Annotated in this window: 12 protein-coding genes; 5 read left to right on the top strand and 7 right to left on the bottom strand. The window is 48.4% G+C overall.

The annotated features are described in order from the left end of the window. Window positions 1-51: 51 nt before the first annotated feature. From E5336_RS00065 to E5336_RS00075, 3 genes are all read right to left on the bottom strand, one after another. Window positions 52-894 (bottom strand): carbohydrate ABC transporter permease, encoded by an 843-nt coding sequence (locus E5336_RS00065; RefSeq protein ID WP_135979051.1) that lies wholly within the window; start codon window positions 892-894, stop codon window positions 52-54. Beyond that, on the bottom strand, window positions 894-1,745 hold the full coding sequence (locus tag E5336_RS00070; protein ID WP_135979052.1) for a carbohydrate ABC transporter permease: 852 nt from the start codon (window positions 1,743-1,745) through the stop codon (window positions 894-896). The genes E5336_RS00065 and E5336_RS00070 overlap by 1 nt, the downstream gene beginning before the upstream one ends. 83 nt (window positions 1,746-1,828) lie before the next feature. Further along, window positions 1,829-3,145, bottom strand: a complete 1,317-nt coding sequence (locus tag E5336_RS00075; protein ID WP_135979053.1) for an ABC transporter substrate-binding protein — start codon at window positions 3,143-3,145, stop codon at window positions 1,829-1,831. Window positions 3,146-3,446: 301 nt separating this feature from the next. On the opposite strand from E5336_RS00075, the gene E5336_RS00080 reads away from it, so the two are divergent. Together E5336_RS00080 and E5336_RS00085 are read left to right on the top strand one after the other, a co-directional pair. Further along, entirely contained in the window at window positions 3,447-4,151 is a 705-nt protein-coding gene (locus tag E5336_RS00080) for a YhfC family glutamic-type intramembrane protease (protein WP_135979054.1), read from the top strand. A 120-nt stretch (window positions 4,152-4,271) separates the two neighbouring features. Then, entirely contained in the window at window positions 4,272-5,420 is a 1,149-nt protein-coding gene (locus E5336_RS00085) for an ABC transporter ATP-binding protein (RefSeq protein ID WP_135979055.1), read from the top strand. Window positions 5,421-5,505: 85 nt separating this feature from the next. On the opposite strand, the gene E5336_RS00090 is transcribed toward E5336_RS00085, so the two are convergent. The 3 genes from E5336_RS00090 to E5336_RS00100 form a co-directional block, all read right to left on the bottom strand. Further along, on the bottom strand, window positions 5,506-7,233 hold the full coding sequence (locus E5336_RS00090) for a class I mannose-6-phosphate isomerase (RefSeq protein ID WP_135979056.1): 1,728 nt from the start codon (window positions 7,231-7,233) through the stop codon (window positions 5,506-5,508). Window positions 7,234-7,244: 11 nt separating this feature from the next. Then, window positions 7,245-7,790 (bottom strand): glucose-6-phosphate isomerase family protein, encoded by a 546-nt coding sequence (locus tag E5336_RS00095; RefSeq protein ID WP_135979057.1) that lies wholly within the window; start codon window positions 7,788-7,790, stop codon window positions 7,245-7,247. 118 nt (window positions 7,791-7,908) lie between these two features. Continuing rightward, window positions 7,909-8,688, bottom strand: a complete 780-nt coding sequence (locus E5336_RS00100; RefSeq protein WP_135979058.1) for a hypothetical protein — start codon at window positions 8,686-8,688, stop codon at window positions 7,909-7,911. 477 nt (window positions 8,689-9,165) lie between these two features. Between E5336_RS00100 and E5336_RS00105 the strand changes: the two genes are divergently transcribed. The 3 genes from E5336_RS00105 (at window position 9,166) to E5336_RS00115 (ending at window position 11,729) form a co-directional block, all read left to right on the top strand. Beyond that, entirely contained in the window at window positions 9,166-9,867 is a 702-nt protein-coding gene (locus E5336_RS00105) for a LytR/AlgR family response regulator transcription factor (RefSeq protein ID WP_135979059.1), read from the top strand. Between the two features lie 68 nt (window positions 9,868-9,935). Then, complete coding sequence (locus E5336_RS00110) at window positions 9,936-10,763, top strand: hypothetical protein (RefSeq protein ID WP_135979060.1); 828 nt, start codon at window positions 9,936-9,938, stop codon at window positions 10,761-10,763. A gap of 132 nt (window positions 10,764-10,895) precedes the next feature. Then, the gene (locus tag E5336_RS00115) at window positions 10,896-11,729 is read left to right on the top strand and encodes a hypothetical protein (RefSeq protein ID WP_135979061.1); all 834 of its coding nucleotides are present in this window, start codon (window positions 10,896-10,898) and stop codon (window positions 11,727-11,729) included. A gap of 108 nt (window positions 11,730-11,837) precedes the next feature. Here E5336_RS00115 and E5336_RS00120 read toward each other — a convergent pair whose 3' ends face one another. Then, window positions 11,838-12,503, bottom strand: a complete 666-nt coding sequence (locus E5336_RS00120) for a hypothetical protein (RefSeq protein WP_135979062.1) — start codon at window positions 12,501-12,503, stop codon at window positions 11,838-11,840.

The following is a 12,503-nucleotide window of genomic DNA, read 5'->3' on the forward strand; positions in this document are numbered from 1 at the left end:
ACATGCAAAAAGCCCAATCGTGCATTGAGCTTTTGCGATTTCTTTTATTTTTTAGCCTTTGACGGCTCCAGCCGCCACGCCTTTGATAATATATTTTTGTCCAAAAATGTACACCACGATAACCGGAATGACCGTCAGCATGATGGACGCCATCATCGGCCCCATCTCGACACGGCCGTAGCTTCCGCGGAAATACTGGATGAGCATCGGAATCGTCTTGTATTTGGTGATATCCAATACCAGTGTTGGCAACAAGTAGTCGTTCCATACCCACATCGCTTCCAAAATCGCGACGGAAACCATGGTTGGCTTCAAAATCGGCACAACGACTTTGAAGAAAATCTGCAACGGCGTGCAGCCGTCGATCATGGCCGCTTCCTCGATTTCAACCGGGATCGACTTCACGAAACCGGCAAACATGAAGACCGCCAGTCCGGCGCCGAATCCCAAATAGATGATCCACAAGTTGAACGGGTTGTTCAGCTTCAGCATATCCGCCGTCTGCGACAGCGTGAACATGACCATTTGAAACGGAACGACCATCGAGAATACGAACAAATAGTATAAGAAGTTGCTAAACTTCGTATGCACCCGCGTAATGTACCACGCGCACATCGAGCAAAGGATAATGATAGCCGCCACGGATGTGATCGTAATCAAAACCGAGTAACCCAGCGAAGCGAGAAATCCGAAGGAATTGATCGCTTTTACGTAGTTTTCCAGTCCGCCCAGCGTGGAAGCGTTGACAAGATCGAAAGCCGAGCTTGTCGTGATGGCCGATTCCAGTTTGAGCGAGTTGTTCAAAATCATGAAAATCGGATAAATCCAGGCCAGCGCGAGCGGAATCAAAATGACGAGCAGGATGACATTGATCACTTTCTTTTTCTTTGTCATTATTGTTGTACCTCCTTGGAGCGGGTTGCCCGTAATTGCCAGAAGCTGACAAGAACGACAACGATCGAGAAGAGAACGGCCTTCGCCTGTCCGATTCCTTTCCACATCTTACCAGCGCGCGCATAGAACGTCTGATAAATGTTGAGGGCGAGCATATCGGTCATGTGGTTCGGGTCACCAGCCGTCAAAGCCAAGTTTTGATCGAACAATTTGAAGCTGTTCGTCAAAGTCAGGAATACGCAAATCGTAATGGATGGCATCATCATCGGCACCTTGATTTTCCACAAAATCTGCCAGTCGGTCGCGCCGTCGATTTTCGCGGCTTCGATCAAATCATCCGGCACATTTTGAAGTCCGGCGATATAAATGATCATCATATATCCAATTTGCTGCCAGCACATCAAGATGATAATGCCCCAGTACCCCGCCGTCGCGTTCAAACGCAGCAGCGGTTCCCCAACGATGGACAGCACGCAGTTGAGCAAGATCTGCCAGATGTAGCCCAATACGATACCGCCAATCAAGTTTGGCATAAAGAACACGGTACGGAACAAATTCGTTCCTTTCAATTTTTGCGTCAAAGCCATCGCCAGCGCAAACGCGAGAATATTGATCGCCAGCACGTTCACAATCGCGACGAGGATCGTGAATCCCGCCGACTGGATGAACGATGAGTCCGTCAAAGCGGAAACATAGTTTTCAAATCCGATAAAAGTCGCATTCCCTACTGTCGTGAACTGACAAAACGACAAGTACAAACCTTCTACGAACGGAATGATAAATCCAATCGTAAACGCGGCAAGTGTCGGAAGCACGAACAGCCAACCATATTTTTTTAATGTTCGTTCCATAGAACCTCCTTCATATACAAATGAAACAGGCAGACATTTCTATCTGCCTGTCATTCATTTTTGTTTAAACTTTAGACAGCTGTCTATTTTTCGTTTGTCAGATCGTATTCCGTCTTCCATCCGTCGACGAATGCGGTCTTGACTTTATCCCAGTTTGCGTCCGTTGGATCGGCTGCGTAAGCAGTCAACGCGGAACCAACACCGTTTTTCCATTCTTCGCTTGGAATCGTCGTGAATGCCCAGCTGATTGGCGTTTTGCCTTCTTCGGTCATTTTCTGATCCTTCGCTACGAATACGTTGTCGCTCTTCTTCGCGTCTTTGAACGGAATGACAAATCCCATGTCATCAGCCATCGCTGTCGTTCCTTCATCGGACGTTACGCACCATTCCATGAAATCAAGCGTCGCCTGAATGTCTTCTTCGGAAGCTTCGTTGTTTACAACCCAGTAGTTTTCCGTACCGGTGCAAAGACCCTGGTTTTCCTCTTCGCCAACACCGAAGTAAATTGGAATCATCGTGAGTTCTTCCGGATTCATGCCGGCGTCTTTCAAGTTCGTGTATTCCCAGGAACCGTTTTGATAGAATACGGCTTCGCCTTTTTCAAATTCGTTCCGGCTGTCGTCGCCCGTCTTGGCTGCCAGACCTTTTCCCGGAACCGTCGAATCCGTAATGTACAAATCGAAAATCTTGCGGTACTCGTCGAGATATTTGCCTTCGATTGCTTCGGAAGAGTTGATTCCCTTGTCCGTGTATTCGAAGTAGATCGGCATGTTCGCCAGGTGCGTTTTGTAACGCCAGTCGCTCGATCCATCCATACCGGCGGATGTGAAAGCCGTGAATCCAAGCTCGTCTTTACGTTTCGCGATATCGTCGGAAACCTTCTTCAAATCGTCGAACGATTTGATGTCGTCTACCGTGTAGCCCGCTTCTTTCAGCAGTTTCTCGTTTACGATCAAACCGTACGATTCGATACAGCAAGCGATTGCCGGAACATCGTCGTCGCCGTTGTACAACGCGTAAGCGTCGCTCGTCAACTGATCAAAAACCGGTGTGCCTTTCAAATTGTACGCGTAGTCTTCCCAGTTTTTCAAACCGATTGGCCCGTTGACCTGGAACAAAGTCGGTGCGCCGCTTTTTCCCATTTCAGACATCAATGTCGTTTCATACTGTCCGGAAGCCGCTGTCACAACTTTTACGTCCACGCCTTTTTCTTCTGTATACTTTTTGGCCAGGTTCTGCCATGCCTCGTCTTGTTCAGGTTTGAAGTTCAAGTAGTAAACCGAACCTTTCGATCCGTCTGTCTTGCCCCCCTCAGAGCTTCCGCCATCAGAGCTTCCGCATCCTGCAAGTAACATCGTTGCCGCCATACCTGCGGACAACATCGTTTGCCATTTCTTCATGATTGTAAAACTTCCTCCTTTGTTTTCTAAGAAACAGTCATTTGCGCCACGATTGTAAGCGCTTGTACTATGACACAGCATAAAGCATGGTTCGTATTATTTCGAACACCTTGCACGATACTACCAACTTTTCCACTTTTAATACCAAATAGGACACATTGGGCGTTTCTCTTGTGATAAAAAGAAAAAAGCCTACAAAATATATATCAATTCTTGGGAAAATTGTGGAAAAATTGACGTTTTTTGTGTATTATAGGGAATGAAACGCAAAAAAAGCATTAGAAATATGAGGTAATCGGTTATGTTGATTTTTTCGCAGTTCTTCGCGATCTGCTGCTCCATTTTGATTCCGCTTGCGTTGGTCATCTATTTAGGACTCCATTATGAGGGAAAATGGAAACTGCTTCTATTTGGCGCGCTCACATACATACTCTTTCAAATCGCGCTGTTTCTTCCTGTCGTCTCCTTGATCGCCAACGAGCCATCCGTGAAAGCGTGGATCTCGGGCCATTACGCCCTCTATATTATTCTTCTTTCTCTGGCCGGCGCCGCGCTGGGAGAGCTTTTCCGCTATTTGATCATCAAAGTCTTTTTGGCGCACGACACGTCCAACATGGACGCGGTCGCGTTTGGCTTGGGCTATGGAGGTTTTGAAACGGCGCTGACGGTCGGGATGAACGTCATCATCAGCCTTCTCGCTTCCGCGTACATCGTAAAGGCGGGAGCCTCGATGGCGATGCTGGCCGAAGGTATCGGGCAGTTGTGCCTGCTCGTCATGCAAATCGGCTGGTCGCTGCTCATCATGCAGGCGCTGCGGACAAAAAAGAAAAAGTTCCTGTGGATTTGCATCGGGCTGGAATCGTTTGTCAACTGTATTTCCAGACTCGGTCAAAATGTCTGGCACTGGAACTTGTGGATCTTGCTGATAGTCATGATCGCGTTCGGCCTGCTTATGGCGATGTACATCGCGCAAGTGTTCAAAATGGATCAAAAAGAAAACAAATAGAAAAACTTCGGGCATTTCACTTGAAGTTTTTTTTATATTCATGAAATAATATCCGAAATGAAACCGCTTTTATGTTGCTAAAAACAGAAAGTATGACAAGATAAGGAGAAAAATGCTCAAATGGCTGATTTAAATTTAAAGCACATCAATAAGACATATCCAAACGGATTTGTCGCCGTAAAAGATTTTAACCTGGATATTCAGGACGGGGAATTTGTGATCTTCGTAGGCCCTTCCGGCTGTGGAAAATCGACGACCCTGCGCATGATTGCAGGACTGGAAGACATTACCGGTGGCGATCTGGTCATCGACGGCAAGCGCGTCAACGACGAGGAGCCAAAAGACCGCGACATCGCGATGGTGTTCCAAAGCTACGCTCTGTATCCGCACATGACGGTTCGCGAAAACATGGAATTCCCGTTAAAGATTGCCAAACTGCCGAAAAACGAAATCGACGCCCGCGTCGACGAGGCGGCAAAAACGCTGGGGCTTGAAAGCCTGCTTGACCGCAAGCCGAAGGCGCTTTCCGGAGGACAAAGACAACGTGTCGCGATGGGACGCGCCATCGTTCGTCATCCAAAGGTTTTGCTCATGGACGAGCCTTTGTCCAACCTGGACGCGAAGCTGCGTGGCCAGATGCGTGTGGAAATTTCCAGACTGCACGAAAAGCTCGGCTCGACCATCGTGTACGTAACGCACGACCAGACCGAAGCTATGACGCTGGGCGACCGGATCGTCGTGATGAGCGATGGCGAAGTGCAGCAGATCGACACGCCGCAAAATCTGTATGACTCGCCAGTCAATAAATTCGTGGCGGGCTTTATCGGCGCGCCGCAAATGAACTTCATCGAAGCGACATTGAAAGAAAAAGGCGAGGACGTCTTCGTGACGATTGCCAACCACGATGTGAAACTTTCCGCGGACAAAGCGGCCCGTTTAAAGAAAAAAGGATACAAAGACGGTCAGGAAGTCACAGTCGGCATCCGTCCGGAAGACCTGGGTGACGCGCCGGAAATGCTCGCGAAATTCGCGGACTCCACCGTGGAAGGCCATGTCGACGTGTATGAAATGCTCGGTTCGACTTCCAACTTGTATGTCAACGTCAACGGGCAGCAAATCACAGCGACTGTGGAGCCGGATACGCCAGTGCGTGTTGGCGACACGATCAAGCTCGCTTTCGACAACAACAAGATCCACATCTTCGACAAAGACAGCCAGGAAAACGTCCTTGTGGACATCGACCCGGCAACCGGAGAACTGGCTCACTAATTCAAATGAACGGGACAGCGAAAAAGCTGTCCTTTTTTTGTTGGTTTGACACGCGCAAAAAAAAGAAGGCAATCGCCTTCCTTCGTTACGCTTGCGGTTTTCGTACATACGCCCGAATGACGCCAATCGTCGAATCGGTCGGATTGACGATCTTGTAGTTTTTCACCGATGCCGGCACGATGAACGTTTCCGCGTAATGCACTTCAAATGGTTCAAACGATCCGTCCACGCTTTCGATTCGCGCCATTTGGCCCTCAATCAAGTTCAGCATGTTGACATTGTCCTCGTTTTCCACCAGCGCCTCGTCCTCGATCCACAACCGGCGCGTTTCAATGTATTCCAGCTCGTGCAATCCGGTATGTTCCTCTTTGACATGTTCGTCCTCGCGAACGGTATAAACCGCGTTGACAAGATTGTCCTCGACCCATTTTGTCGTCCGGTCCCATTGAATGTTTTGCTTTCCGTGGTCGATATGAACCGGTCTAGGCAGTCCGTCCAGCCCGACACGCGCCCAGTCCCACAATTTAAACGTGAAACAGTACGGCGTCGCGCTAATTTCCAGCACCATCGCGTCCGCGCCCGAGCAATGGCAAGTCCCTGCCGGAATGAGGAAGTGGTCGTGCTTCTTCGCCGGAAACTTGTTGATGTATTTTTCGGCGTCGAACAAGATCTCGCCCCGGTTAGCCGCGTACAAATCCGCGATCATTTGTTCTTTGTCGACGCCTTCTTTCAAGCCCAAATACACCGTCGCCCCGTCTTTGGCGTCCAAAATATAATAGCTTTCATCTTGCGTGTACGCCATGCCGAACGTGCGGTGGATGTATTCGGTGAGCGGGTGAACTTGCAGCGACAGGTTTTGCCCGCCAATCGTGTCCAAAAAGTCGAAACGAATCGGGAATTCCGCGCCAAACCGGGAATAGACGGACGCGCCCAACAGCGGTTTTGGCTCGTAAAGAACGAGATCCATGGCCGGCAGCTCGATGTACCCGTTGCCAAAATCCAAATAAATCGAGTTTTCTTCCGGGACGCCGTCAAAGCTCCACGCGTAGTTTTCCTTGTCCGGATCCAAATTGCACACGTCTTTCATCCACTGGCCGCCCCAGACACCCGGATCAAAATACGGCACGAGCCGGAACGGCCGGTGCGCCATTTGCGCCAGACCGGCACGCACCGCTTCACCGGCTACCATTTTCACATGATCCATGTCGTTCGTGTCGAGAAAATAGTCGATGGAATCAAACAGCGATCGTTTATGCTTGTCGGCCACCCGCCATTCGGTAAAGAATCCGCGTTTGATTTTCCGCAAAGCGTCCTCGTCGAAATTGTCTTCCTGAAAATTCGCCATTCCATTGCGATAGCGCAGCGTGATTTCCCAACGCGCCATATCCAAATACACGAGGGTCCCGGTTGCTATCAGGCTGGCGCCATACCCGTACACGATGACACGCTGTCCCGCCTCGGCCGCTTCTTTGGCGCGCGCTTGCAGCGCGGCCCGCTTTTCCGGTACGATAAAGTTGTCGATTTCCCCATAGTACATCCGTCCGAAAATGCGGTCGTCCGTGATATGGTATCGAAGCTGTTCGCGAATCGTTTCCTTGGCTTTGAACATGTCGATCGCGTCGATCCATACGTCGTGCGGTATTTGTTTGAGTTCGGTCTTCACTTTCTCGTCGTATACGCCCGGATACGTGTCGAACACGAGCGTCGGTCCTTGAGGTTGCAACGTCGCGCGAATCGCGTCCCATCCGTCGATGAGCGCGTCGGGATATCCGTTGATTTTTGTTTTTGGATGCGGATCATATAAGCTTTTCATTGGTTTCTCCTTCATTCTTCCCATTCGATTTTTCCATCGCGTTTGAATACGCGGACCGGAAACGGCATCGCCTCCACGCGCGCGTAGTCGTGTCCGGCATCGTTGTTCCATACGCAAATGACTTCGAGCGCCTCGTCGCCCGTATTGATGAGGCGATGCGCGTAGTGCCCGTCGATTTTATGTAACGTGCCCGGCTCCATCGCTTCGCACCAGCACGTGCCCGTTTCATCCATCAGCATCAGCAATCCGCTTCCTTTAGCGCACCAGTAATATTCCTGGCAATCCAGGTTCGAATGAAAATGGCCGCGCGTCATATTGCATTCGCCATCCACCGTGACAGGTTCCAGTTTTGAAATCCCCCAGTTCAAATGGCCGCCCACAATATCCGGGTCCGTCAGACACTGCACCGAATACATGATCGTGTCGGGATCGAGCGTTTCATCCACGCTTTTATAAAATGTTTTCGCGTCCCGATACCGCTTGATGGAGGTTTCCATCTGCTCCGATTTTAACCCCGCCTCCCAGTCATGGAAAAACGGGGAACGTTTGATTTCCATAGTCCTCTCCTCTCCCTTAAAAGGTATATCATTATTATAAGTTGCAAAAAAGCGACCGTCAACACGAAAAATAATCTTTCCCGACAAAAAAAAGGAAGACGATTGGTCTTCCCATTCTTTATTGTACGGTCAAAACATAAACGTTTCCATCTTTACTTAAGGTTCCAGTCAATGTTACTTCTTGCCCACCGTTTCCTGTATATCCTTTAAGGACAATATATTGCGTCTGATCTGCATTCCATAATACCATGGACATATTTCCGTTCGCATCTTCTTTCAAAGCCTGCGGTACGTTTCCAGTTACCCATGTTTCCTGATTGGGAACCAAATATTGATCTACATTCTCTAACACCCAGTCAACACTTGCCGGCCCGTTGTGTGGTGTGCCATCGCCGCCAACAACAACTTGTTCCTCGTCGGCGTTCCAGTTTGGATTGTTGTGCGGATAGCCGTTGTAGCCTACCGCGCTTTCCGCCGCCTTTTCGTCGGAAACGGTTTCGGTTTCCGGCTGTTTTGCGGACTGGTCTTCTTTTTCCGGCTGTTCTTCCTCCACCACTTTGATTTTCAAAACGTTGCTGTCGATGGCGTCCTGTTTGGCCTGCACGGCGTAGTCGCCGGCTTTGGACGCTTTAAAGACATACTTTTTGTCTTTCATCGTAATGTTCGCCCCATTCATGGCCGCGAACGACTCCGTTTGGATCGTAAAGTTCTTTGGTGTGGCGTTCACCGTGATTTCCAGTTCCTCATCCACATCGACTTCCGTTTTCGCGGCCGTCAATTCGATCTTTTCCAGTTTCTTTTCCGCTTCTTTCTTTGGTTCCTCTTTTGGCGCGCTTGCGCATCCGACCGTCAACGCGAGGCCAAGGCAGAGCGCCAATGCTTTTGTGATTGTTTTCATATATCATTCCCCCTGTAATCGCTTTCATTATACATGTAACGATTGCCTATTTCAACAAAAATTAAACAATATTTTTATTTGATAGATAAGTTATTTTGTTTTATCATTTATTTGACAGCTGCTTTGCTTTTTCTTTTAAAAAAACGGCCATTCTTATCGTATTTTTTATGCTCGCTTTTTTATAAAAGACAAGTCATGCCTTTATTACCTTTTTCATAAGATAATTCTATCTGTTCTTTTTTACATTTTATAGACTATCATTGTTGTTTTCAATGGGAGCGGAATAAGATGCCGTTTTTATGGATAAGTTACACATTTTTATTTTTTATCCAGTCGTAATCTAATTCAATACTGTTATCTTTCTTCCGTTTTCGGACGCCTTTTCTATGAAAACACTTGAACCCTATCCAGAGTGCTCCTATAATCCAAGGCATGAAATTCACCCACTGTTTTTACGATTTATAACCGGAGGTCATCATGAACATTTACATTGCGATTTTCGATCAGGACATCGTACGCGCAGAAAACACCAAACACTTTGTCGCCCAGCTTTTCCATCAGCTTCATTTTCCTTGCGAGATTCATATTCTTTTGGACCGCGCTTCCCTTATGGCCGTGCGTCACCAAGTCCAGCTGTTGTTTCTCGATATCGACCACGATCCAAAAGCGATTGAAACTGGCATGCAAATCAAGCACACCAACAAAGACTGTCTGATCGTCCTGAATTCAAAAAACGGTGCCAAGCTCCGGCAGGGATACTTGACACAAGCCACTTACTATATGATCGACTCCACCTCTTTTTCGCAATTTGAAAAGGCTTTGAAACCCGCCTTGATCCACTCGTTTCAAAACCATCTTTCTTTTTACGATCCGTCCGTTTCAAGCACGCGCATCGCGCTGCATGACATTTTATATTTTGAATTTCAACGGAAAACGACATACATGATTCTTTGCTCCGGTCAAAAAATTAAAACGCCTTACCCGCTTCATGTTTGGATGAAGAAACTGAGAAATACCGGATTCGCCCAATGCTTTAAATCCATCTACGTTCGACTGGATGCGATTTTAAAAATTGAAAAAAACGAAATCACCTTACTAAACAAGCAAACCCTTCCACTGTCAAGAAAATACAAGCCTGAATTTTTAGAAGCGTGGAAAGACCATACCCAAGTTGAGTAAATAGGCACGACCCTTTGAATTTCCCGCAAAACATCTTATGATTATTAAAAGAAACAATGGAGGATAGTATGAAAAAAATCATTGGACTCTTTCTGGCGGGCGGACTTGTCCTCTGCGCCGGATGCGGAAATAAAAAAGAGCTGACCAGCATTCAGCTCAATCCAGAAGCGAACAAAGTTCTTGTGGATACCAATACGGATATCGCGATCGTCACCGATCCTGAAAACGTGCAGCTCACCGATTCGGATTTTTCAACCCTTGGCGGCAACGTGGAAGTCAACAAAGACAACGCGGAATTCTCCGCTTCCAAACCGGGAACCTACACTATTACAGCGAAAAAAGACGGTATCACAAGCAACACCATTAAAATTACCGTGGTCGAGCAGCAAACAGAACTCGCCAAAGTCAAAGTGCCGGATACAAAACCAAAGACCGACACAAGCGCAAACAGCGAAGCGAATGTTTCCCAATCCGAAACGGACATCAACGTCAACGTTTCCGACAACACAAGCAGCTCGTCCCAGACAGAAAGCAGCAGCTCGACAACAACAACGCCAAGCTCCAGCACAACCAGCTCGTCTTCGAGCAATGCGGGCATAAGCCAGTCCCAGTCGACAAGCGACAGCCAGGATGACGACCAGCCTTACATTCCACCAAAGGCCGACGCCGACGCACTCAGCGCATCCGACCTCACAAAAGATCCCGACAAATACGCCGGACAGGACGTGACCGTTGTCGGAACGTTGAACGACAAAGGCACTTCACTGGATGGCATGAAGCTTATTGGCTATCCAGTCGGAATCCATTCCGTTCCAGCGCAGCTGACAGGAACACTGGAAAAGCAAGACGATGGCTCTTACGCGCTGGATGTCACCAGCTACGCCCAAGTTCAATAAACTTTCTTCGACTTTGCTTACGCAAAGTCTTTTTTTCGCACAGGCAACACTTATATTTTGTATTATGTTGGTCATATTTCTTTGCGCTTTTTCCAAAATGAATTATATTGAAGATAACATTGGAGGCATTTTATGAAAAAAATAATTAGCTTTTTCGCGGTATGCTCGCTCATCCTTTTGGCAGGCTGTTCAGCAACCAGCAAAAAAACCGAAACTTTAAAAACCATTCAGCTGGATCCGGAAGCCGACAAAGTTCTTGTCGACACCGACACCGATATCCATATCAAAACCGATCCGGCAACTATTCAATTAACCGATAAAGACTTCACTTGTTCTGGAGGAAATGTCAAAGTGACAAAAGACAATGCCGAATTTTCCGCCTCCGACGCGGGAACCTACACGATTTCCGCCAAACAGGGCAACGTAACAAGCAACACGATCACCATCACTGTCGTTGCTGAAGAAAGCGAACTGGTTGCAGCAGCCGATACCGACCAGACAACAAGCAGCGCGCCGGCAACGGACGATTCCCAGACGACCAGCAACGATGCGACGACGAGCACAGACAATACTGCCTCTTCCTCCTCAAACGCGGGCAGCTCTGCTTCCACACAAACACAAACGCAAAACCCTGGCGAAGCCTCGCCAGACGCGATTGACGTCGCCACGATCTTAAGCGATCCGGACGATTATGTCGGCCAGTCGATCACGATCATTGGCGCGTTGCCACAAACCGCCGCTTACGACGCCAACAACAACCCATACGAAATCATTTACCCGACAAGCGGCGGTAGCGATATCAACGATCCAAGCGACCGGCTTCGTCTTGAAGGGGCCAATGTCACGATTGGCGGATGTATCGCCGAACTAACCGGCACGCTTGAAAAGCAGAAAATCGGCAACGATCAATACGTGTTCAACGTAACCAGCTTCGAGGAAGTATCGGACGAATCCGCACATAGTTAACCATCGAATTTTTGTGAAAATGACGAAGGGGGTTCGTCATTCCGTTTCTCTCCAGCCCGCTGTTTAGCGGGCTTCTTTCTATTTATACGAAAAAAGAGCGTTTCCGCTCTATTGTTCCGTTGTATTGCGCGCCGCGCCATCCAAAACCATCCGCGCTTCCACCACATACAATTCATACGTGCCATCCTCTCGCTGTTCCAAAACGCCATCCAGCTCCGCCAAGCATCCACCAAACGAAAGCGGCTCGCCCGACAAGCGCAACAATCCATGCTCCTCGTTTCCATCCGCAGGCAAAGCCACCGCATATGGCTGTCCGTTTTCATCCCGCATCACGACTTGCGGCAAAGAAGCCAAAACAGTAATTTGCCGGTCGACATAAGCCGCCGGGTCCGCCAGCACCCAGCCCGCATCCAGCGTTTTTGGACGCTCCTCATCCGGCACCGGCTCCAATTCGTACTCCTCCGGCTTTGGATCATGATAGCCGACATCGACAATGAGTGCGTTGCTTACTATCTGATTTTGTCGTGCGACAATCGAATAAACACCATTTTCGAACGCCTCAAAGTAAAACCGTCCATTCTGCTCCACGATTTGCGCATCTTCGATGGGTTCAAACGCGTCCGCCGATAACGATCGCGAACTGCTCACCACGATTTCCAAAGGCTCCTTGACTTGAATTTTCTCTTTTTCTGCCGATAAAGAAATTGAATCCGGCTTCGCCACACATCCGCTCAAAGCAAGGCATAAAACCGTCGCAATCATTCCCTTTCTCAT

The organism is Dubosiella muris, assembly GCF_004793885.1.
GTDB lineage: Bacteria > Bacillota_I > Bacilli_A > Erysipelotrichales > Erysipelotrichaceae > Dubosiella > Dubosiella muris.

Bases quoted from the DNA above. Each gene is read 5' to 3' on its own strand.
- E5336_RS00085 (WP_135979055.1), top strand. From the start codon at position 4,272: ATGGCTGATTTAAATTTAAAGCACATCAATAAGACATATCCAAACGGA.
- E5336_RS00070 (WP_135979052.1), bottom strand. From the start codon at position 1,745: ATGGAACGAACATTAAAAAAATATGGTTGGCTGTTCGTGCTTCCGACA.
- E5336_RS00075 (WP_135979053.1), bottom strand. From the start codon at position 3,145: ATGAAGAAATGGCAAACGATGTTGTCCGCAGGTATGGCGGCAACGATG.
- E5336_RS00100 (WP_135979058.1), bottom strand. From the start codon at position 8,688: ATGAAAACAATCACAAAAGCATTGGCGCTCTGCCTTGGCCTCGCGTTG.
- E5336_RS00095 (WP_135979057.1), bottom strand. From the start codon at position 7,790: ATGGAAATCAAACGTTCCCCGTTTTTCCATGACTGGGAGGCGGGGTTA.
- E5336_RS00065 (WP_135979051.1), bottom strand. From the start codon at position 894: ATGACAAAGAAAAAGAAAGTGATCAATGTCATCCTGCTCGTCATTTTG.
- E5336_RS00110 (WP_135979060.1), top strand. From the start codon at position 9,936: ATGAAAAAAATCATTGGACTCTTTCTGGCGGGCGGACTTGTCCTCTGC.
- E5336_RS00115 (WP_135979061.1), top strand. From the start codon at position 10,896: ATGAAAAAAATAATTAGCTTTTTCGCGGTATGCTCGCTCATCCTTTTG.
- E5336_RS00090 (WP_135979056.1), bottom strand. From the start codon at position 7,233: ATGAAAAGCTTATATGATCCGCATCCAAAAACAAAAATCAACGGATAT.
- E5336_RS00120 (WP_135979062.1), bottom strand. From the start codon at position 12,503: ATGAGAAAGGGAATGATTGCGACGGTTTTATGCCTTGCTTTGAGCGGA.
- E5336_RS00105 (WP_135979059.1), top strand. From the start codon at position 9,166: ATGAACATTTACATTGCGATTTTCGATCAGGACATCGTACGCGCAGAA.
- E5336_RS00080 (WP_135979054.1), top strand. From the start codon at position 3,447: ATGTTGATTTTTTCGCAGTTCTTCGCGATCTGCTGCTCCATTTTGATT.